The sequence below is a fragment of the Roseburia sp. AM16-25 genome (genome assembly GCF_003473825.1).
GTDB lineage: Bacteria > Bacillota > Clostridia > Lachnospirales > Lachnospiraceae > Pararoseburia > Pararoseburia lenta.
Genome location: NZ_QUCW01000005.1, coordinates 57,641 through 79,209, shown reverse-complemented (window position 1 = coordinate 79,209; position 21,569 = coordinate 57,641). Strand labels below are relative to the sequence as shown.

At 39.4% G+C, this 21,569-nt stretch carries 25 protein-coding genes and 1 pseudogene; 18 read left to right on the top strand and 8 right to left on the bottom strand.

Annotated elements, in window-relative coordinates; all coding sequences use genetic code 11:
• Nucleotides 1–94 precede the first annotated feature (94 nt).
• From DW183_RS11465 to DW183_RS12885, 12 genes are all read left to right on the top strand, one after another.
• Nucleotides 95–409 carry a hypothetical protein gene (locus DW183_RS11465; RefSeq protein ID WP_041254741.1) on the top strand — a complete coding sequence of 105 codons (315 nt, stop codon included), beginning with the start codon at nt 95–97 and terminating at the stop codon, nt 407–409.
• Nucleotides 409–714, top strand: coding sequence for a hypothetical protein (locus DW183_RS11460; protein ID WP_118049357.1), 306 nt, complete (start codon nt 409–411; stop codon nt 712–714). Before DW183_RS11465 ends, DW183_RS11460 begins: the two co-directional genes overlap by 1 nt.
• Complete coding sequence (locus DW183_RS11455; protein WP_118282276.1) at nt 690–2,411, top strand: MobA/MobL family protein; 1,722 nt, start codon at nt 690–692, stop codon at nt 2,409–2,411. The genes DW183_RS11460 and DW183_RS11455 overlap by 25 nt, the downstream gene beginning before the upstream one ends.
• Nucleotides 2,389–3,099 carry a DUF6040 family protein gene (locus DW183_RS11450; protein ID WP_118282273.1) on the top strand — a complete coding sequence of 237 codons (711 nt, stop codon included), beginning with the start codon at nt 2,389–2,391 and terminating at the stop codon, nt 3,097–3,099. Before DW183_RS11455 ends, DW183_RS11450 begins: the two co-directional genes overlap by 23 nt.
• Before the next feature lie 353 nt (nt 3,100–3,452).
• Nucleotides 3,453–4,166 (top strand): LytR/AlgR family response regulator transcription factor, encoded by a 714-nt coding sequence (locus tag DW183_RS11445; RefSeq protein ID WP_118282271.1) that lies wholly within the window; start codon nt 3,453–3,455, stop codon nt 4,164–4,166.
• Nucleotides 4,163–5,533 carry a GHKL domain-containing protein gene (locus DW183_RS11440; protein WP_118282268.1) on the top strand — a complete coding sequence of 457 codons (1,371 nt, stop codon included), beginning with the start codon at nt 4,163–4,165 and terminating at the stop codon, nt 5,531–5,533. Before DW183_RS11445 ends, DW183_RS11440 begins: the two co-directional genes overlap by 4 nt.
• Before the next feature lie 291 nt (nt 5,534–5,824).
• A complete protein-coding gene (locus DW183_RS11435) occupies nt 5,825–6,601 on the top strand; it encodes a FlxA-like family protein (RefSeq protein WP_199535144.1) in 777 nt (258 codons plus the stop codon).
• Between the two features lie 21 nt (nt 6,602–6,622).
• Nucleotides 6,623–7,378, top strand: coding sequence for a flagellar filament capping protein FliD (gene fliD / locus DW183_RS11430; protein ID WP_117465675.1), 756 nt, complete (start codon nt 6,623–6,625; stop codon nt 7,376–7,378).
• A gap of 29 nt (nt 7,379–7,407) precedes the next feature.
• Nucleotides 7,408–8,307, top strand: coding sequence for a hypothetical protein (locus tag DW183_RS11425; protein ID WP_118282265.1), 900 nt, complete (start codon nt 7,408–7,410; stop codon nt 8,305–8,307).
• Nucleotides 8,308–8,334: 27 nt separating this feature from the next.
• Entirely contained in the window at nt 8,335–9,282 is a 948-nt protein-coding gene (locus DW183_RS11420) for a hypothetical protein (protein ID WP_118282262.1), read from the top strand.
• Nucleotides 9,283–9,322: 40 nt separating this feature from the next.
• Nucleotides 9,323–10,072, top strand: coding sequence for a DUF6033 family protein (locus tag DW183_RS11415; RefSeq protein ID WP_118282260.1), 750 nt, complete (start codon nt 9,323–9,325; stop codon nt 10,070–10,072).
• A 46-nt stretch (nt 10,073–10,118) separates the two neighbouring features.
• A complete protein-coding gene (locus DW183_RS12885) occupies nt 10,119–10,367 on the top strand; it encodes an HTH domain-containing protein (protein ID WP_334294467.1) in 249 nt (82 codons plus the stop codon).
• A 121-nt stretch (nt 10,368–10,488) separates the two neighbouring features.
• Here DW183_RS12885 and DW183_RS11405 read toward each other — a convergent pair whose 3' ends face one another.
• Nucleotides 10,489–10,728: a DUF6061 family protein gene (locus DW183_RS11405; protein ID WP_118282254.1), complete on the bottom strand. Its 240-nt coding sequence runs from the start codon at nt 10,726–10,728 to the stop codon at nt 10,489–10,491.
• 736 nt (nt 10,729–11,464) lie between these two features.
• Between DW183_RS11405 and DW183_RS11395 the strand changes: the two genes are divergently transcribed.
• Nucleotides 11,465–11,773, top strand: a complete 309-nt coding sequence (locus DW183_RS11395) for a type II toxin-antitoxin system RelB/DinJ family antitoxin (RefSeq protein WP_118282249.1) — start codon at nt 11,465–11,467, stop codon at nt 11,771–11,773.
• A complete protein-coding gene (locus DW183_RS11390) occupies nt 11,770–12,102 on the top strand; it encodes a type II toxin-antitoxin system RelE/ParE family toxin (RefSeq protein ID WP_118282246.1) in 333 nt (110 codons plus the stop codon). The genes DW183_RS11395 and DW183_RS11390 overlap by 4 nt, the downstream gene beginning before the upstream one ends.
• Nucleotides 12,103–12,212: 110 nt before the next feature.
• Here DW183_RS11390 and DW183_RS11385 read toward each other — a convergent pair.
• The 7 genes and pseudogenes from DW183_RS11385 to DW183_RS12880 form a co-directional block, all read right to left on the bottom strand.
• A pseudogene (locus tag DW183_RS11385) lies at nt 12,213–12,854 on the bottom strand (phage tail tape measure protein); the annotation flags it as partial.
• 131 nt (nt 12,855–12,985) lie between these two features.
• Nucleotides 12,986–13,894 (bottom strand): radical SAM mobile pair protein B, encoded by a 909-nt coding sequence (locus tag DW183_RS11380; protein WP_118282243.1) that lies wholly within the window; start codon nt 13,892–13,894, stop codon nt 12,986–12,988.
• On the bottom strand, nt 13,882–14,571 hold the full coding sequence (locus DW183_RS11375; protein ID WP_118282241.1) for a radical SAM mobile pair protein A: 690 nt from the start codon (nt 14,569–14,571) through the stop codon (nt 13,882–13,884). The genes DW183_RS11380 and DW183_RS11375 overlap by 13 nt, the downstream gene beginning before the upstream one ends.
• The gene (locus DW183_RS11370) at nt 14,568–15,005 is read right to left on the bottom strand and encodes a radical SAM mobile pair system MarR family transcriptional regulator (protein ID WP_118282238.1); all 438 of its coding nucleotides are present in this window, start codon (nt 15,003–15,005) and stop codon (nt 14,568–14,570) included. The genes DW183_RS11375 and DW183_RS11370 overlap by 4 nt, the downstream gene beginning before the upstream one ends.
• 98 nt (nt 15,006–15,103) lie before the next feature.
• A complete protein-coding gene (locus DW183_RS11365) occupies nt 15,104–15,385 on the bottom strand; it encodes a type II toxin-antitoxin system YafQ family toxin (RefSeq protein WP_118282235.1) in 282 nt (93 codons plus the stop codon).
• A complete protein-coding gene (locus tag DW183_RS11360) occupies nt 15,382–15,654 on the bottom strand; it encodes a type II toxin-antitoxin system RelB/DinJ family antitoxin (RefSeq protein ID WP_118282233.1) in 273 nt (90 codons plus the stop codon). Before DW183_RS11360 ends, DW183_RS11365 begins: the two co-directional genes overlap by 4 nt.
• Before the next feature lie 137 nt (nt 15,655–15,791).
• Nucleotides 15,792–15,971: a helix-turn-helix domain-containing protein gene (locus tag DW183_RS12880; RefSeq protein WP_118282231.1), complete on the bottom strand. Its 180-nt coding sequence runs from the start codon at nt 15,969–15,971 to the stop codon at nt 15,792–15,794.
• A 357-nt stretch (nt 15,972–16,328) separates the two neighbouring features.
• Here DW183_RS12880 and DW183_RS11350 point away from each other — a divergent pair, with 357 nt between their 5' ends.
• The 4 genes from DW183_RS11350 (at nt 16,329) to DW183_RS11335 (ending at nt 21,536) form a co-directional block, all read left to right on the top strand.
• The gene (locus tag DW183_RS11350) at nt 16,329–17,018 is read left to right on the top strand and encodes a response regulator transcription factor (RefSeq protein WP_118282228.1); all 690 of its coding nucleotides are present in this window, start codon (nt 16,329–16,331) and stop codon (nt 17,016–17,018) included.
• A complete protein-coding gene (locus DW183_RS11345; protein WP_118282225.1) occupies nt 16,994–18,259 on the top strand; it encodes a sensor histidine kinase in 1,266 nt (421 codons plus the stop codon). Before DW183_RS11350 ends, DW183_RS11345 begins: the two co-directional genes overlap by 25 nt.
• A gap of 161 nt (nt 18,260–18,420) precedes the next feature.
• On the top strand, nt 18,421–19,095 hold the full coding sequence (locus DW183_RS11340; RefSeq protein ID WP_118282222.1) for an ABC transporter ATP-binding protein: 675 nt from the start codon (nt 18,421–18,423) through the stop codon (nt 19,093–19,095).
• Complete coding sequence (locus DW183_RS11335) at nt 19,092–21,536, top strand: ABC transporter permease (RefSeq protein WP_118282219.1); 2,445 nt, start codon at nt 19,092–19,094, stop codon at nt 21,534–21,536. Before DW183_RS11340 ends, DW183_RS11335 begins: the two co-directional genes overlap by 4 nt.
• The last annotated feature ends 33 nt before the right edge of the window (nt 21,537–21,569 follow it).

Genomic DNA, 21,569 nt, shown 5'->3' with positions numbered 1-21,569 from the left:
GATATACCTACACGCAAGAGGATTATACCATGTGCTTCTCCTGATATGCAACCGAGAACTGTTGTTTACCGGAAAAAGAAAGGATGAAGACGATATGGCGAAATCAACAAAGACTTATGAAGAAAGAATACGTGCATTAGAGAAAAAGGAACAGGAAAGCATTGAAGCTACAAAAAAGCTCATAGCACAGCGGAAGGAACTGGAAAAGAGAAAGAAAGCGGAAGAAAGTAAAAAACGAACCCACAGGCTCTGTCAGATTGGAGGAGCGGTGGAATCAGTTCTTGGCTGTCCGATTGAGGAGGAAGATTTACCAAAGTTGATAGGCTTCTTAAAAAGGCAGGAAACAAACGGGAAGTTTTTCTCAAAAGCGATGCAGAAAGAATTAGTTACAGACATGGAGGAAGTGTAATGGCGGAGGGAGTGGGTTTTCCATTCCCTTCATTGCCTTTGAATGAAGGGCGCACTTATGGACAACCAGAGGTCGTCCTTATAAGTTTGCCACAAGTGGCAACCGGTCTGCGCTTACGCTTGCCGGGCTCGTTCCGTCGGCGGGGCTTTCAGCCAGACCTGCTCATGCCGCAGGGGACACTCTTGCGCAGAGGGCGTTCCGACAGCTTCACTCCTGCCAAACCAGAAGAAGATGCTGTCGGAAATCAATGCCGGATACGGCAGAAAGGGGGAATCATAACATGGCGATATTTCATTTTACAGTAAAGATTGTCGGACGCAGTAAAGGAAAATCTGTCATATCCGCATCTGCATATCTTAACGGAGATGTGATGAAGAATGAGGAAACAGGCAGGATCAGCTACTATACTTTCAAAAAGGAAGTCGTCTACACCAGTCTGATGATGTGCGAAAATGCACCTCCTGAATGGCTGCATGTACCGGAAGAAAATATAAAAAGGTTTCAACTGTCTATCCGTTATAAAAGAGCGGATGATAAAGATGCCGCACTGGAAAAGTTTAAAATCACATTTCAGAAACAGCGGCTATGGAATGAGGTATTGAAGATAGAAAAAAATGCAGATGCACAGCTTGGACGCTCATTTGAATTTTCCTTACCGAAAGAATGGAGCAGACAGGAACAGATTGATTATACAACCGAATATATTCAAAAAACTTTCGTAGATAAGGGAATGTGTGCCGACTGGAGCATACACGATAAGGGCGATGGAAACCCACATGTGCATTTACTTGTAACCATGCGACCATTCAATCTGGATCATTCATGGGGCAATAAAGAAGTTAAGGAATGGGATTTTGTCAGAGACACTGACGGAAATATCGTGGTTGATGAATCCCATCCGGACTGGTGGCAGGATAAGAAAAATCCTGACCGACATGGAATCCGTATTCCGGTACTTAATGAAAACGGAGTACAGAAAGTCGGGGCAAGAAACAGAAAACAATGGAAACGGGTTCTGACCGATGCTACCGGCTGGAACAGTCCAAAGAATTGTGAGTTGTGGCGAAGCGAATGGGCAAGGATGTGTAACCGGCATTTATCCATAGACAATCAGATTGACCACCGCTCTTATGAAAGACAGGGCAAATTAAAAGTCCCTACGATTCATGAGGGTGCGGATGCAAGAAAGATTGAGGAAAAATATCTCACCGGGCAGATAAGGAAAGGTTCATGGAAGGTCGAGGAAAACCAGATGATAAAAAAACAAAATGCACTGCTGCAAAAGGTAATTGCAACCTTTGGTAAGGTATCCGGTGCATTGTCAATATGGAAGGAGTGGTTGAATGACATTAGAAGAAAGCAAAGAAATAATTCCCATGATGGAAGCAATGATTACACAGATAGAGGAACAGCAGAATATCATGGCAGAGATGCTTCAGGAGATACAGGAAAAGGACGAGAAGCTGATGTGTTTTCAAGAGCAGGAAGAACGATTGCAGCAATTAGAGAAAGAATTGTCAGAGCTGCTACAAATCTTACCGAATACAGAAGAACTGTTGATGCTTCTGGAAGAAAAGACAGACCAGATACAGAAACTCACAGACGAAAATCAGCAATGGCAGGAATTGGCACAGAAATTAAACAGCGAGAACCGATTATTACAGAAACAGAACAGCGAATTGCTGACATTGAACAGCAGATAGAGAAAGCGAGGAATATAGATGACAGAATACGAAAACTCAAAGAGCGACGATCAACTGGAAGAGTTGCTGCTGCTGACGGAGCAGATGCAGGACGAACTCGAACAGAAAGACCGGACTATCAGGGAACTGAAAATGCAGCTCGACGAATCGCTGACCTTGAACGAGAGGTTAAACAGCGAGAACAGAGTCGGGAACATTCAAGCCTTAAAGAACGACTTGAGGAAAACAAAAGAATTATTGCAGAGCGAGAAAAAGAAAACGCACACCGCCCAAGCCATGATAGAGGAATGTCGAGATAAGCAGAGACAGGCAGAACAGGAACGGGACTATGCACTCTCTCATCAGAAAAAAGTAGAGATACCGGTTGAAAAGCCGGTACTCTATCAAAAGTGTCAGAATTGTAACCAGACAGCTTATCTGAGAGCTAAGGAAAAGTATGATATGCAGAGAGAAAAACTTTCAGGTAGATATAAAGCAAAAACAGTCATGTATGAAGCATTGATGTTTCTGCTGATATGGTATTCCGCATCAACTACTCTTTTTCAGATGATACGGTCAAATGTATTTATTTCTGATTGTGGAAGATTCTTTGATATAATCGCAACTTTTATACAGACCATTGCTGGCTGTATTGTACTGACAGGAAAGAATGTGGCACAGATTAGTGATGGAATATCCAATCCAGTCGTTGCCGGAATTGGATATTGGCTGATAAGAATATTGGTTTGTGGTGGCTGTCTGGTGGGTGCAGGAATACTTTTAGCATTCATCGGGATAAAGATTGCAGGGTTATATAAGAAGTGCTGCTGGGATATGATTACCATACTGGTAACACTTATAAGCATGGAAATAGCAATCTACTTTGGAGATTGGATAAAGACAGTCTTGCCAATCAATCTGCTATTTTTCTTATTATTCGTGCAACTGGTATATGTTGGAATCAGGTGGTATGTAAAAGGCTGTCGGGAAAACAGAGGTTGTGTTTAAAATGAAAAACTTGTCTGAGACGCAGCGAAGTAAATAAAATGAGTAGTATAGGAAGGCAGTAGTGTGTGAATAAACTGCTGGCTTCTTTTTTGATAGATACAGTCACGCCCAGAGGTATGTCGCATAGTAAAGTAATAATATCAATAGGACGATATAGAAAATGCGGGGAAGCATGGTATTTCAATGAGTTTGAGATACAGTGCTTTCGCGTATTAACAGGAAGCAAATAACGCGTTATATGTGATATTCTATTTCACAACAAAAAAAGGTCGGTTCACAACATGGCGGCTAGCTATTAAAAGATTTTTTCCGATATAATAAATATAATTGTATGTAAGTAAGGAAGTGACAAGATGCAAATAGCAATCTGTGATGATGAAAAATCTATAGGATTGATATTAGAAGAAAAAATAAAGAAATTATTACCGGATGCAGTAATAGAAAAATATTTATCTGGTGATGAATTGATTGCAAGTGGTTGTGAGCCGGATATTCTATTTTTAGATATTCAGATGCCAGGAATGGATGGAATGGAAACGGCAAGGATTCTTCGTCAGAAAAATGAAAGAATGGTATTGATATTTGTAACTGCTGTGGAGGAGTATGTTTTTCAGGCATTTGATGTTGCAGCATTTCATTATTTGGTGAAACCATTTTCAGATGAAAAATTTGAGGAAGTTGTGAAATGTGCAGTCAGAAGCATTGAAAAATATTCTGAAAATCAATCGGATGAAAAATACATGATGGTGCAGTCCGGAGGAAGCCATATGAAAGTGTTTTTGAAGGATATTGTGTATGCCGAGGTATATAATCGAAAAGTCATTATCCATACACGGGATACGAATATTGAATATTATGGAAAATTGCAGGAACTGAGTGAAATTGCGGGAGCAGATTTTTTTCGTACACACAGAGCCTACCTCGTACATTTCAAATATGTTCAGAAATATGATGCAAATTGTGTGACGATGGAAAATGGAACTGCATTGATTGCAAAACAGAATTATTCTGAGTTTGTAAAACAATATTTGAAATATAATCAGAGGAAAGGAAAAGAAATTGGATGAGTTTGGTAGAAAAATGCTGGATGGTTACATCGAAAATTTCTGTTATTGCACTCCTTATGATTACAGGAATCTATTTTGGAAAATTTGTTTGTCCCTATATAAAAAAGAAAAAAGGGGCTGCGGCAGTCAGTATTGTTTATATTACGATTATGCTTGTTTTATATATGATTCCGCCACAGATTGATAATTTTTCCGCATATCTGATTGGAGTTATAGCAGCGTTTCTTGTGATGTATGCAGAGGACAGAAGAAATATATATCAGAAAATATTTCTTGCAATTACTTTCTTTTCTATCCGATGGTTAGCGGTTGCAATGGCAGCCAGACTTGATGATCTTGTTACAAAAGCACTTGTATTTCGGAATATGGGTGCAGAAAAAGTGTGGCTGCAATACGGACTATATGTTGGAACCAGAGTTTTGGATATTGTACTTTGTATTGCTTTTATTGCGGTTGCAATAGGACTGATCAATAAAGCGTATATATACAAAAAAGATGAAATGAGTGTCAAAGAGATGGTAATGCTTATTATACCTTCGCTTGTAGGCGTCACTGGGTATGGCATTTTACAATATTATCTCATGATATACGAAAGAGATACTGGAAAGAACTTGATTGATACATATGGATTTTATGGAGCTTTAAGCTTTTTACACTATCTGATTTCCATAGTCGCTATTCTTGTTGTGATTGTAATGTTCCAAAACTGGAAAGAGATGCAGGAAGAACAGCGGGGACAAGAGCTGGTATTAAATCAGATCAGTGACATGAAAAAGCATATCGGGGAAGTCGAAAAGTTGTATCGAGATATCCGCTCCATGCGCCATGATATGGGAAATCATATACAGACACTGGAACATCTCGTGGCACATAATAATATGGATGATGCTACAGAATACTTGGAACATCTGAAAAATGAATGGGACGAGGTATCTCCGGAAATAAAGACAGGAAGTTCGGTAATTGATGTCATTTTGATGGAAAAGTTGAGAGAAGCAAAAGAAAGGCAGATTCGGTTTCTGTCAGATTTTCATTATCCGCAGAATACGAAGTTAAATGCATTTGATTTGAGTGTGATCATGAATAATGCCTTGAATAACTGCATGGAAAATGTAAGTGGAGATGATCCGTATATCAGCATTTCTTCTTTTCGGAAAAACAGTATCTTTATGATAACCATAAAAAACAGTTTTGGGGGTCAGCTTAATTTTGGTGATAGCGATTTGCCAGAAACAACCAAATCTGGGAGGGAACATGGAATGGGTTTGAATAACATTCGCCGGGTTGCCAGAATGTATATGGGAGATATATCTTTGGAGCAGGGAAATGAGGAAGTAATCCTTAGCATTATGATGCAGGTAGAATAAAGAAATAAATTGGCACTATGTATTTTGTAAATTACAGAAATTACAGAAATATGTAGTGCTTTTTTTGCGCAGGTAGCGATGAAAATATGTTGCTTGCAACAATATTTGAGGAGCACTGCGACAGTCTGAAAAGCATTTTCAGACTGCTTCACAACGAAAAAAGGGCGGTTCACAACATCACAGTTTATTGTGAAGAAAGATATGCCGAAAGAAAAAATAAAGAGAAATCATGTTATACAGATTTTCAGGAAACGGATTTCAGAGTATTAGCTCAAGGAGGACAACGAAATGATGAAAATTAATGGATTTAACGGAACGAATACGCAGACAGGAGCAATAGGAATGGCACAGGCGAATGATTCTGTGAGTAAAAATATTCAGAATCAGATTGCAAATGCACAGCAGAAATTGCAGGACTTATCATCAAATGAAGAACTGTCATTAGAGGATAAGATGAAGAAACGTCAGGAGATACAACAGGAAATTACAAATCTCAATCAACAGTTAAGACAGCACCAGATTGAACAGAGAAAGGAACAGCAGAGTAAAAAATCATCTATGGATGATATGGTGGCTGGTACAAAAAATACATCTGCAAAGAAAGGAACAGGCTTGTCACAGGCAGGTATGCGGGCAATGATTTCCGCAGATTCATCTATGAAGCAAGCAAAAGTGCAGGGTAGTATGGCAACACAGATGGAAGGAAGAGCCGGTGTGCTTGAGTCTGAAATCAAGCAAGATGCTGGAAAAGGCAATACCGAAAAGAAAGAAGAAGAACTGGCAGATTTGCAGGCAAAAGCGCAGTCTGCAACAGCAGCACAGATGTCTTCACTTTCAGATGCAAATAAATCTATGGAAGAAGCAGCAAAGGCAGACAACCGTACAGATGCAGCAGAAACAAAGAAGAATCAAACTCAGAAAGCAGAGAATACACAGGAAAATGCAGATACGACAACAGATGCATCAGAGAATGCAGATGTCAAAATAGAAACAGCAGAAACAATAACAAATCCAGCATCAGAAAGTGGACAGTCGGTAGTATATACACCGATAGATATACGTTTATAGTTCGGAAAGGAGGCTGGTGTTATGTCAGAAATCAAAAGTTTTAGTGATTATACAAGTAAATATAACAGCAATGTAGATTTTTCAGCGTTGTTTAGTGGAACGTCAGATAGTTCATCAGTAGGCAATACAAATATGCTTTCTGATTATGCTGCAATCAAAAATGGAAGCTATGGAAAACTTATGAAAGCATATTATGCAAAACAGGATGCTGAAAAATTATCGGGAAAAGGTGATACTTCACAAAAACTTACCTTGATGAAAACAAGTGCAGATTCTCTGAAAAAATCAGCAGATGCTTTGAATGACTCTTCTCTTTGGGAAAAAAAGAAAATAAAAAAGAAAGATGAAAAAACGGGGGAAGAGATTGAGGTAGAGGATTATGACTGGGATAAAATCACCAAGGCAGTAAAATCTTTTGTTGAAGATTATAATGATGTAGTTAAGGAAGCCGGAGAATCTAATACAAAGGATGTATTGCGAAATGCTTCATGGATGACTGGAATGACAGACAAAAACAGTAATATGCTTGCCAAAATAGGTATTACCATAGGAAAAGGAAACAAGTTGGAATTAGATGAGGATGCTTTAAAGCAGGCAGATATCAGTTCGCTGAAAACGGTCTTTACAGGATATAATTCTTTTGTAAGCAAAATATCGCAGAAAGCAACTGGTATATCGAATGCTGCAAACCGGGCGAGTGCAACCTATACAAATAATGGTACGTACTCTAAGACGGATTCTTCTTTGACATCGAGCAAGATAGATAAAGAAGTATAGAAAGTGTGGACTAACTTAGGGAGGTTGCTATGAAAGTTCAAGGAAATAGGTATATTAATAATCCTGAGATGATAAAAAATAAGGTCGAGAAGAAAACAACTGTTCCTCAGAATATTATTTCGGAGGATGATGTGAAAATCAGTGATTCAGCAAGAAAGTTAGTTGAGACTGCTCGTAATAAGGTATCGGATTTTCATACAATGCATTTTTCATCTATTAATGGAGCAATAAGAGAGATACCAGCAGAATATAAATGTGAAAATTTATTCAAATTAGATTTGAAAGCAACTTCCATTTCTGGAGAACAAAGTGCGTTTGAAGGCTGTTCGGAAAATCAGTCAGAGGTTTTTGAAAAATGGCTGGACGAAAATGCTTCTGAATATTTGACAGAAGATGAAATGAAAGATTTAAAAGAGAAGATTAATGCAATGACAGCAGATGTAGATTTTTTGAATGCTCAGGAGGGATATAGAGGAACTTCCTATGAATCTGTATTTTTGTTAAGTGCAAGTGAAGCGGGGCTAAGAAAAGTAAATGAAATGTATGTTCCAGAGCAATTACAAGCAGGTTTTTCAGACATGATTGACGAATATGTTCATTTTAATGATTCGGCACGTAATTCTATCATGGAGAAAATGACACCAAATTACATGGTTGTTGGAATTGGAAGCAAAACAGAATCTTATAAGTACAAGTCAGAAATAATCTCAGATGAGACAGCTTTTTATACAAATGAGAAGAAAGAGATAAGTGGTATCTGCAATCAGTTTTTAAATGGTAAAACAGATCAAAAATTATTTTGTAATGAGATGAAAGACCGTTTAAATGATTACTATGGAAGCAGGTATGAATTAAGGAATCAGCCAGAAGCTGTTGAAGGCAGAGTAAATAATATGCTGGACAAATTGCAGCATATGTTTGGCGTTTAATGTTGAAAAAGGGTTTGGAGAATAATTATGAAGACAGTGACAGATGTAAACACAGTAAACCAGCTATTGACATATTCAAAACAGGCAGAGGCAGGAATACACCAAAAAGCAATACAGATGTTGCTTGGAGCAGGAAATAATAAAAAACAGGACAGTTTAAGTATTTCTGATGCTGCACGAGGCTTTTCAAAGCAATCAATAGCTGCACTGATAGATAAAAATGCGAATATTTCTAACAGTGAATTGGCTTATTATTTTGCAAACTATAATAATTCAAGTGCTATTTTGGATGCAATCAATTTTGGGGAGAATGTTTCCTGTGGATATAATTCTGATTTTAAGGAGTACGGGGTTATTTCCTTTGACCTTAATGGGAGCAGACAGGTAGTACCTAATTATGCAGTACCGAAAATGAATACAAGCACCATGTCAGGCATTTGTGCTGCAAATAATTCTTTGGTATTAAGTAATAAAAGTTATTATTCATGGACAACATCAAGTGGCGGTAAATATACATGGACGGTCAACAATGGAAGGATAGGCTGGGCAGCCTCGGAATCGTTGCTTGCAGAGAATACAAATCAAAAAGGGACAAATTATAAGTGGGAAATGCGCAAAGCAAGTAATATTTTATCTGATCTGGCACAGGGAAAGAGTGTGTGGGGTTATCTCTACAGTAATGAGGAAGTACTGTCAGTCTGTGAGAAAGTCGGGATTTCTCCGGGATTCTTTTCTATAGATACGGGAGCAGGAAAACACACTTATTTATTGCAGGAATCAGGAAAGACCATAAATGTTGACGCCAAGATAAAACAGTTAAATGATATAAACTGGATAGAAATCGGGTATAAAGAAGGAGATACGTTTTCCGTTTATGGTAAAGAGTATGCTATTGACAGCAGTGGGCATATCAATGTTTCGGCAGAAGATGAATTTACATCAACGGAAATTAAATATCCAAGTCGTTCAATATAATAGAAATTATTTTAAGTTTCAATAACAGGGAGGTAGGATTATGGCAATTACAGGTATCAATAACAGCAGTTGCACATCGTATTATGCTTCAAATTACAAGAATACTGTTAAAAAAACAGATAGTGAAAAGGATAGTACAAATACAAAAGACGGCAACGTGACAAAAAGTACAGTTGAATTAAAAACATCACGTCCCGGTGTGACAAAAACAGAGCAGATTAAGACGGGGTATAGCAATGTAAATGATTATTCAAAATACTTGCAGGGAAAATACCATTATGTGAATACGGGAACGACTTCAATGCAAGGGGTTCCGACAACAGTATCCGTTTCAAGTGCATTTTTACAGAAGTGTATGAATGATCCGGAAAAAGCAAAGTATCTGGAGGAAAACTTAGCAGCCATTCCAGATTGTGCCAAAAGTGCGGTTAATGGATGTTTGGGCACTTTGACAAATCTGAGTTATAAGGTTGATGAAAACGGAAATATTTCGGTGGCAATATCTGGTACAAATGATCCAGATGGGAAAATAGCGAAAGAGAATGCTGAACGAAAAGTAAAAGAGAACAGAGAAAAAGAGGAAAAGGTAAAAGAAAAAAGAGCTGCTAAAAAAGCAGAGGAAGAAAAAGCTGCAAAGCAACGTGCAGAAAAATCGGCAGAAAGAAAAGAAATGGGTGAATATACCTTATCCATAACTGGTAATGATGTAAAAAGTATGACACAGAGCCTTGTAGCAGAATCTGTGAGTATTTCTGCACCTGATAGATCAAGTTTTGATATTAAGGCATAAGAGGGTTCGGTAAAAGGAAAATATCAAATCAATGCATTAGTTGGAAGTGCTTGTTTCCTATTATGGCATATCCAAGCTAACGATAGCAAAAATGGCTGGTGTTGAGGAAAATGATATTGACAGGCTTTTAGTCAATCCACCAGAAAAGATTGAAATCGAAGTAAAGTATAAAATTGCTGTGACTGTTATGGAGGGAGTATCCCAAACAATATTAAAAAAGGTAATCTTAGTGCTGTTGAAAATAAGCCGGATGATCAAGAGTAAATGTACGTTCAGATTTTCTGGGTGCTCTTGACATACCGGCTTATTTTTGCTATTAAATAAGCAACGGCTTAACAACAGAAAACTGCTGTTAAGCCGCATCAATTATCATAGAAGATCTGAATTTACAGAAAAAATTTCACACCGTCAAAAAATCACCATAGTTCTAATGAATCTTCTGCATCTACCCACATCTGCATATTCCCGTCCAAATATAATCGTACATATTCAAGTGGTTCATCAATAGCAAGTGCGTTTAATGCACAGTCTGATCCGGGTGTAGTTTTTAAATTCTTTTCAGCTTCCCAGCAATCAATGCGGAGCATATAGCCAGCAGAGCTGTAAACATCAATACTATTGCGCTGTGGATTGTATTCTGCAAATATTGTTCTCATCGTATCTTATCTCTCCTTATCATTCAATCAATTATCAGTTACAAAAATCAGAAGCATTTCAATCAGTTCACCATGTCACTTTTATTTTGTGTTATACTGTTTTATAGATTTTTCTTGCCCTTGTATTTGCCCTTATCAGAGTTCGTAAACACTGATGGGACGATATAACACAAGGGAAACAATAAGGAAAAGCTCACCTGCGATAAATCCAGTGTTTTCAAGGGCTTGTGGAGAATTTAATAACAAAATATAACAGTTATTAAATCTCTTAAAACAGGTGAAATCTCAATTCAAGTTTGCAGGGATGACATGAAAAATGAAGTTTAAGGAACAGAACTTTACCCTGTTTGCCTATACAAATTATAGGACAATTCAAGGTTATCGCAGGCTCGAAACCCTAGATTTTAAGAGAAAAGGTGCGTTCCACCATTTCCTTGTACAATAGGGGGTGAGTATGTTTTTCGTTGAACAACCGAGCCATGTGGAGACAGTAGTCTTGATGTCAAAAGTGAACCCTGAGGTTCACTTTATAACGATAAGAAAAGTGAGAAAAACAGCGGCTGGAGAAGTTTCCGACCGCTGCACGTCATTAACGATAATTCTTATTGTAGAGCTCTTTTTAATCAACTGGTAGATTTTGGAGTATGAACAATTTGTAAAATATTGATTTTGTATTGCCCTTGTCAGGACAAATGGATATAATATAGTTAGAAAAAACTCGAAAGGAGTGTTTACTATGGCAACAAAATCAGCAAATTTATACGCACGCATAGAGCCTGATGTAAAAGAACAGGCAGAAGGAATCTTAGCAGCATTAGGAATTCCTGCATCCAATGCAATAAATATGTTTTACAAACAAATTATTCTTCAAAGAGGGCTTCCTTTTGAAGTGAAAATGCCATCCACTCGTCCTGTAGACGTTAGTGCATTATCAGAAGCACAGATGAATGCAGAACTAGAAAAAGGATATGCGGATATGCAGGCTGGTCGTACTAGATCAGCAAAATCTGTTTTTGCTGATATCCGCAATGATTACAGTTTATGATTTATGATATCGAGATTTCAGATCAGGCCGAGATAGACCTTCGTGGAATCTTCGAATACATTGCTTTTGAACTGCAGGCACCAGAAAATGCAAGTGGTCAACTTGATAGGCTTGAAGCATGTATTATGGATCTTGATCATATGCCGAAGAGATATCGACAATATGAATTGCAACCATGGAAAAGTCGAGGGCTACGCGTAGCGCTAGTAGACAATTATCTTGTTCTATATATTCCGGATGATGATACACAAGTGGTTACGATTATCCGTGTTATGTACGGTGGAAGAGATGTAGATACGCAATTAAACAGATTTACAAAAACAAAGTAATTTGAAAGCATCAATCAGAAATGGTTGGTGCTTTTTTATGCCTGGAGAGATCGGGGCTTTTTTTATGCCCATTTTTACGGAAGGAGGTATCGGCCGTGGCTAACAGAATTATCCGATGTGGTGGCAAGGCCCTCACCAGATGCCGCAGCAAGGTTCATGATACCTTCGATACCATCCAGCATGTCGGAGGTTTTCCATCCGGCCATCGCCATATAGTTCATGGCATCCGCAGCCTCGGATGCAGAGAACTTGGTCTTCGCACCCATCTCACGAGCCTTTGCGTGGAGCTTGTCGAAATCCTCTCCGGTTGCACCGGACACGGCGGCTACCTGGCTCATAGAAGAATCGAAATCGGATGCTGTTTTTACAGCAGCAACGCCAAGAACTGTAACTGCAGCAGAGGCAGGAAGGAACTTTTCACCGGCGGAGGAAACCTTATCGCCTGCAGACTTCAGGCTTTCACCAGCAGTAGCAATCTTCTGCACAGCAGTGGCAGACTGATTTGCCTGCTCTGCAGCAGTCTTGAGAGTAGTGAGTTTTTCCTTTGTTTCACTGACGGCGCTGGAGAGGAACTTCTGCTTCTGCGCCAGCAGCTCGGTGTTGCCTGGATCTAGTTTCAGGAACTTTTCGACATCCTTGAGCTGGTTCTGCGTATTCTTGATTTCTGAATTTACACCCTTTAAGGCTGTCTGTAGTTTGGTGGTATCGCTGCCGATCTCGACAGTGATACCCTTGATTCTACTTCCCGCCATAGGCTCCTCCTCTCTGCAAAATGGGTATAAAAATTGCCCGGCATTTTTGCCGAGCATAAAGAAAGCACCTATCAGATTTCTCCGACCGATGCTAATAAACTGCTATTCTATTGAGGTTTACAAACTGGAAGTTAGCGATTTCTTTTTCCGGTATTCTCTGTCCCACGGATTTCCTCATGATAGAAATAATCTACGATCACCGGATGTCCCTGCGGGACTCTGCCATAAGGCATTTCATTATCCACAAAGGGACAATCATACTTCTTAGCCATTTCCGCAGCTTTTACTTCAAGTGCTTCAAAGTAGCTGCGGTTATGCCTGTTATAGATCTCGTCGTAAAGTGGTACAAGATCAGGATATTTTCCGGCGATATAATCCATAATTGTCTTTTTGAAACCGCCTCGAAGATTGAGATTTTCGAGCCAGAACAGATCGCACTGATCCTTTACCCGCTCAAAGATTGCTTCAAAATCCGTGATACCGGGGAATACCGGGGATACGAAACAGACTGTACGGATACCGGCTTCATATACCTGCTTCATAGCAGAGATACGGCGCTCAATGCTCGAAGCAGAGTCCATATCGTTCTTGAAATTTTCATCTAGTGTGTTGATCGACCATGAAACGGTTACACGTCCAAGCTTCTTCAGCAGATCAATATCCCGTACCACAAGATCCGACTTTGTGCAGATCAGAATATCTGCGTCACTGCCGATCAGCTGCTCCAGAAGTTTTCTGGTATTTCCGAATTGCTCCTCCTGTGGATTGTAGCCATCTGTCACAGAACCGATGACCACCCGCTGTCCGGCATATTTCTTCGGATTTTTAATTTCCGGCCAATGCTTCACATCAAGGAAAGTGCCCCATTCCTCCTTGTGCCCGGTAAAGCGCTTCATAAAAGAAGCATAGCAATACTTGCAGGCATGTGTACAGCCCACATAGGGATTGACCGAGTAACCGCCTACCGGCAGACTAGACTTAGTCATGATGTTCTTTGTTTCCACCTCACGAATGAGGATTCCATTTATTACTTCTTCCATGATTTCTGTACCTCTAACACTTTATTGAATTCATCCGGCATTTCCTGAATCATATTTTCATCCCCTATGATAAGGACAAGGTCTTCCTTCATAAACACCGGAATGCCGAGCTTATGTGCCTGGTCCGCCAGAGACCATGCCCATTCCGGCTCCGTATGAATCTTCCTGCTCTGAGCTCCGGTCATGGTGCCGACAACGATCCAATTGATTCCGGAAAGGTCAACTGTGCCGGGATCGTCGAATAACGGCTCAAAGGTAACATGGTAATGTTTTGCTCTGACGTTTTTCCGAAGGGCGTCGATACGCCACAGTTCTGCTTTCCTCGTCACCGTAACGCCAAACCATGCGTTTTCCAGATCGGTATCAAAATCCAGCAAATCAGGTCGCTTGGTAAGGAACAGGAACTGATGCTGTGGATTTTCACGGATCTTTGCAAATACTTCGTCTCTCCATTCCGGCTTCCATCCGGAGAGATCGCTCATCCCGGTAAGAAGAAAGTTCTGCGGACGTTTCTTTTCCATCATCTTGAGCTTACCCGGAAAGAATTCAGGGTCAGCGAAATCATCAATCATATGCCAGCGTTTCACGTTGTTGCGGGCATAGCAATATGTACACCCCACTGTGCAGCCAATGACGATATTCATGTTCTGAATCTGATCTTTGATACAAATACTCATGACTTCTGCCACTCCTCAAGATTCTTTCTGATGCGGTCGAGGCATTCCTCAAACCGGGTAATTTCTTCCTCTGAAAAACCTTTATAGTAAATATTGCCCATCTCATCAGATACAGAATCGTACTCGCCCTTTAAGGCATGTGCTTTCTCAGTCAGAAACAGGAGTGTTTTCCTTTTGTCCGTTTCAGACTGAACACGGCTTATCAGCCCTTGATTTTCCATTCTTTCCAGCATCGTAGTAAGAGATGTTATCGCTAATCCGCATTTAGTCGAGAGTGACCTGATTGAGATACCATCCTCCTGCCACAGCACATAAAGAATACGTCCCTGAGCTCCATTAAACGCATCAATATTCTTTTCACTGAGAATCTTCTCGAAAATCCGGTCTCCAAGTTGTTTTATTTTGGTAACAAGAAATCCGCCATTCATTTTCACACAAAAACTCCTATATAGTATTTTATCAAATAATACTATATAGGAGTTTTACTGTCAACAGTTTGTATGTCTAAGTAGAAGTAAATTTCGATTTGTACTTATTTCTTAAACAACTCAGAATGTGAACCAAGTCGGTAGAGCATTAAAACAAGCACATCTCCGTGGATCTCATAAATAAGCAACCAGTCCGGTTCAATGTGACACTCACGCGTTCCTTTATAGTTGCCTGTAAGATCATGATCCCTGTATTTTGCATCCAGCGTACCGCCATTCGCTAGAATATCGATTACCTCAAACAGCTTATCAAGATTTTTATTTTGCTTTTTGGCAAGCTTCAAATCCTTTTTAAACTGATTGGTAAACTGAATGTCGTATTTCATACGTCGAGAGCTGCCTTAAGCGCATCCATACTGGAATAACGTGGAGCAGAAGGATCCTTCATTATTTTTCTGCCTTCCTCAATGGCAGCGGCTGTAGTATCATTCGGTACTTCCAGTTTTAATTCAAAAGGAATACCATGCTCACGGATAGCGGTTCTCAGGAACATATTTACAGCAGTTGTCATATTCAGACCAAGCTCATTGAAGATTTCTTCCGCCTGATCCTTGATTGCCTTGTCTGTACGAATATTTAAATTAGTTGTTGCCATACAGAACACCTCCATTCAAGTATAGTATATGCAGAAATTCGGGCGATGTCAACACAATGTCATTATACAAGCTGTGAATTTTCTGTTAAAATGCATCGAATTCCAATTCAGCAGTCGCCTTTTTTTCGTCGGATAATTCATTTCTTTACGTTTCTATACTCTGTAGGAGTTAAGGAATACATTCTCTTAAATGTTTTACAGAAATAATCTGTATTACTGAATCCAGTTTCTTTTGAAATGGCACTTACTTTTTTTCCTGTATTGGTAAGAAGTAATGCTGCCTTCCTTAACCTGTAGCATATCCGGCATAAGTGCATATATTATGTTCATTAAACCAATCCTCTTTTCTGTAAAATTCAAAAAGCATTTCAAGCAGTTCACACAGTCCGTTCATATTATGCTATAATGTGTTATGCGATTTTGCTTCCCTTATTTTTTCCCTTACGAGGGTTCGTAAAGCCTTGTGAAACGATATAACACAAGGGAATACCTAAGGGAAAACTCACCTACAGAAAAGTTAGTGTTTATAAGGGTTAGCGGGGAGTTTATTAATAAAATATAACAGTTAATGAAACCCTTAAATTAAGTGATTATACAAATCGGAATTTGATGAGATTGTCTAAAAGTTGCAATTACACTTAAATACATAGTTAATAAAGAGAGGGGCATATGCTATGCCAGGTATACTCGTGGTTGAAGATGATGAAAATTTAAATCGTGGAATTACATTCTCACTGAAAAAATCCGGATATGAGGTTTTTTCAGCAGAAACAGTGAAAAAAGCGAAAAGAATTGCAAGTGATCATAATGTGGATGTCACCATTTGTGATGTGAACCTTCCGGATGGGAATGGACTGGAATTTGTAAGGTGGATGAGATGCAATTATAATACATACATTATTTGTCTTACAGCACGAGATCAGGAGATGGATCAGGTCATGGGATATGAAGCAGGGGCAGATGATTATATTACAAAGCCGTTTAGTCTTTCGGTACTTCTTTTGAAAATAGAAGCACATTTCCGCCGCAGACAGGAGAAAACGGAAGCCCGCAAGATGATTTCGGGAGATATCGTATTTATTGCAGGAGAAATGAAAGTCCTGATAAAGAGTCGTGAAATCAGTCTGACAAAAACGGAGTTGAAAATGCTGACTTTTTTTCTTCAAAATCCGAAAAAGATTCTTTCAAAAACACAAATATTGGAAAATGTGTTTGATCTAGAAGGGGATTTTGTGGATGAAAATACAATCGCTGTCAATATCAGAAGACTCCGTGAGAAAATCGAAGACAATCCGGCTGCACCGGTCTATATAAAGAATATCAGAGGTCTTGGGTATATATGGAATCAGGAGGTAAGGCAGTGACAAAGAGATATCGCAAGAAGAACACAGCAGTGCTTTCCTTGGTATTGCCTGTCATAGTATTATTTGCAATATTAAATTGCTTTACCACATATGTGTTTTATGAAGATTATAAAGATAAAATGAATCTTATGACAGAGATTGCTGCAAAGGAAGAAATTTCCGGGCTGGATGCTGTTTCGGAATTGCTTAAGGATAAGGATATTGAAACGAACGAACAGGGAAGGCAATTATTGGAGCAATATGGATACTGGGAGAATAAAGGGAATGCATTTTATTCGCAATTCCGGCATCAGGTTATGGTGACCAGTGCTGTAAGCACTGTGATATGTGTGCTTCTTTTGATTATTTTATTTTATTGGAAGAAAAAAGAAGATGCGTGTCATCAGAAAATTTTAGACCAGTTGGAAGAAATTCTGATCAGATTCCGTGAAAATAAATTTGATGATTTACTGCAAACGGAAAATTACGAAGAACTGGAAAAATTGAATGACCAGCTTGAAGCAATCGGACATCATATTCAGTTGCTAAAGGAAGAAGCACGGGCAGAAAAAGAGAGCACGAAAGAAATGGTTTCTGATATCTCTCACCAGTTAAAGACACCGGTTGCAGCTTTGGATACATGTTTTAGTGTACTGATGCAGAATGACTTAAGTGCCACAGAACAGGAGGAGTTTCGTATCCGTTGTCGAAGTGCTCTGGATGGACTGGAGACATTATTGCAGTCGCTTCTTGAAATATCCAAGATGGAAACTGGGCTGATTCAGATTAATAAGAAAAAACTTCTGCTTATGGATACTGTCATATCTGCTGTGAACCGTACTTATCCCAAAGCGGATGAGAAAGAAATGGAATTCGTTTTTGACTATGCAAAAGAGTTGGAAACATGCATGGTTATGCAGGATAAAAGATGGCTTGGTGAAGCTGTGATCAACGTTTTGGATAATGCAATCAAGTACAGTCCGGGTGGTTCAAAAATATTTATCCGATTACAAAAAAGAAACAATCTTGTAAGAATGGAAATTGAGGATCAGGGAATCGGCATTCCGCAGAATGAGTATCACAAAATTTTTCAACGATTTTACAGAGGAAGTTCCAAGGAGATCAGGGAAGAGAGTGGTACAGGAATCGGACTTTTTCTATCGAGAGAAATTATCGAAAAACACGGAGGAACGATTACGGTAGCCTCCGGCAAAAAGAAAAAAGGAAGCACGTTTGTGATTCAATTACCATATGTTGGTTAAAGTTTAAGCGAGCAGAAATCTTACAATTCTGTAAGACTTCTGCTCGTTTTTTGAAAGTGAAATGAAAGATTGTCCTGCTACAATCTGGATATAGGTTGAAAAAAGACCAAAGAAAACGTACTGAAAAGATACGCTTTATAGAATTGAAAAGGAGGCAACACATGAGTGTGATATTAGAAACCAAGCAGCTTTGTAAGTATTATGGCGCAGGTGAGAATCAGGTCAAAGCGGTAAATCAGGTGGACATTCAGATTGAGCAGGGAGAATTTGTCGCAATTGTTGGAAAGTCAGGTTCCGGTAAAAGTACATTACTTCATATGCTTGGAGGGCTTGATACCCCGACAAAAGGCAGTGTTATTTTAGCAGGGAAAGATTTATACAGGATGAAGGAAGATGCCCTTGCTGTTTTCCGCAGAAGAAAAATCGGATTTGTTTTTCAGGCATTTAATCTGGTTTCATCTGTTAATGTCTGGGAAAATATTGTACTGCCCCTGGGACTGGATGGAAGAAACGTGGATGAAGCATATGTAAATGATATTATTGCAACTCTGGGGATTGAAAACCGGATTTATAATCTGCCAAATCAGTTATCCGGAGGACAGCAGCAGAGAGTAGCGATTGCAAGAGCACTGGTAAATCGTCCGGAAATTATATTTGCAGATGAGCCGACAGGAAATCTTGATTCTAAGACCAGTGATGAGGTAATCGCTTTGCTTAAGATGACAGCAAAAAAATATGGACAGACAATTGTAATGATTACCCATGATGAAGAAATTGCACAGGTCGCTGACCGTATTCTGGTAATTGAGGATGGACAGGTGGTGGATTTCAGATGAAGACAATAAGCAGGATTGCATATAGCAATGACAAAAGGAACAGGACAAGAAGTATACTGATCATGATGGCAATCTGTCTGGCCACGATGCTGCTTGTTATCATCAGTACTGTGGGAAATGGGGTAATTCATTTACAGAAAAGTCAGGCGGCAGGATCATATGGAAGCAATTATGGTCTGTTTGTTTCCGCAGGCGGATCGCAGTTAAAAGAAGTAAACCGACGTGCGGAAATAGATGCTACAGGCACTATGTGCACCGAAGGTATCATAAAAGGCAATGAAAAAGGCGGGTTTGTCTGCATGGATGAGACTGCAAGAAAAATGCTTCCTTATAATAAAGAATATGAGTTGAAGGAAGGAAAGTATCCGGAAAAAATGCAGGAAATTGCCGCAGGAAGAGCATTTTTTCGTGCAATGGGGTATGGTGATGTAAAGATCGGAGATACGGTTACACTGGATTACCGCGCAGGTATGCAGTCAGAATATAAGCCGGAAGAATTTGTTGTCAGCGGAATCCTATATGATCGGGATGAGTATACCATCGAGGCATCTTATGTTGCTTTCGGGTCACAGGAGTTTTATGATGAGCACGTCGCAGAGAATGACAGACAGTATAATATTTATTTTACTTTAAATGATTCTGCAAATGTATCTATGAATAATATTGATTCGGTTATAAAGCAGATTGCAGCAGCTTGTGGGATTGAAGAAAAAAACGTTATAGTCAATGATCTCTATTTGCAATGGGTCTTGCAGCCGAGTTATGAAACGATTGCGGTATGCGGGATTTTGATTCTTGCAATTGTACTTTTCTCTGTTGTGGTCATTTATAATATTTTTCAGGTCGGTATTGCCAACAAGATACAGGAGTATGGAAAAATTAAGGCTCTGGGAGCGACAAAAAAGCAGATGAAACAACTGATCTTCAGAGAGGGCATTTTTTTGGCAATTTTTTCCATACCGGTTGGATTGCTTCTGGGCTTTCTGATTGCAAAATGCGGTTTTAACTGGCTGGTAGAACAGGGAAACCTTGTATCAACCGAAACTGGCTCTATGGGAGTTCAAAATCAGCAGGTGCCACTGTTTTCCCTGCCTGTTATGCTTCTATGTATTTTCGTATCATTTCTTACCGTTGCTTTGGCACTGCGTAAACCAATGAAAATTGTTTCACGGATTTCACCTATCGAAGCAACACGGTATTTAGAAAATGCAGAAACACACAAAAAAGGAAAACGAAATGGCAGAAAAAATGTCACCGTGTTTTCTATGGCAATGGCAAATGTAATGGGTAACCCAAAAAGAACCATTGGTACCATCCTCACACTTGGGCTTTCCTGCGCATTGTTTGTGATTATTTCTAATTATGTGGGAAATATTGACACGGAGCATGAAGCACGTCTTTCCGTTAATCATGGACAATTTGAACTGCAGCTTGACTATTCTGCTGAGTATGATGAAAGATATCCGGAGAATAATCTGGATACGATTCTGACGGATGATCCATTGAATGATTCGCTGATTGAAGAAATCAAAAGCATTTCGGGAGTGACAGATGTCATGACGAGAGAGATTGTCTCTGTAAATCTGAACGGAACAAGATATCCGGCTGCTGTTGTGAGTAAAAAGGATTTTGATTTTATGCGCCAGGACGGGGATATTGGCTCTATGGACTATGATCAGGCGGTAAAGAATGGTGAAATTTTCTTTGGTTGGTCGATGTGGATGGAACAAGATGGATATGCTCCGGGTGAATCCATTGCATTTGACTTTGAGAATGGAAGTGGAACCTATACCTATCAGGGAAAGATTGCAGGATCCTTTGTAAGTGCGGACACTTACCTTGTCATTCCGGAAGGCGTATACCGTTCCATGAATCCGAGAGGAACAGCCTATGGCTATCTGTGGGTGGACTGTGACAAAAAAGATGTGGCATCTGTGGAGCAAAATCTGAATACATTGATTTCTAATACTTCGCATATAAAAATGGATACTTATCATGCGCAGTTACAATCTGCAGAATTCTCAGCTCGCACGATGAAACTTGGCTGTTATCTGTTTATGGCGGTTGTAGGATTCATCGGTTTTATGAATATGGCAAACACCATGATCATGAATATTACGACAAAAAAGCAGGAATATGGTGTATTGCAGGCTGTGGGTATGACAAATAAACAATTAAACTTATGCCTGCAGTTACAGGGACTGATTTTTACGGTTGGCACTATATGTGTAGCACTTATCGTTGGCCTGCCACTTGGCTATGCACTTTTTTCCTATGCAAAGCATAATGGGATATTTGGAATGAATGTCTATCATGTTCCAATTACACCAATTCTTGCTATGATTTTGCTGGTCGGTCTTTTGCAGATTGTGCTTTCCCTCGTTTTAAGCAGTAATCTGAAAAAGGAAACGTTGGTTGAAAGAATAAGGTATCAGGGATAACAAAGAGGAGGTGGTCTTTTTTTGATCGCATGC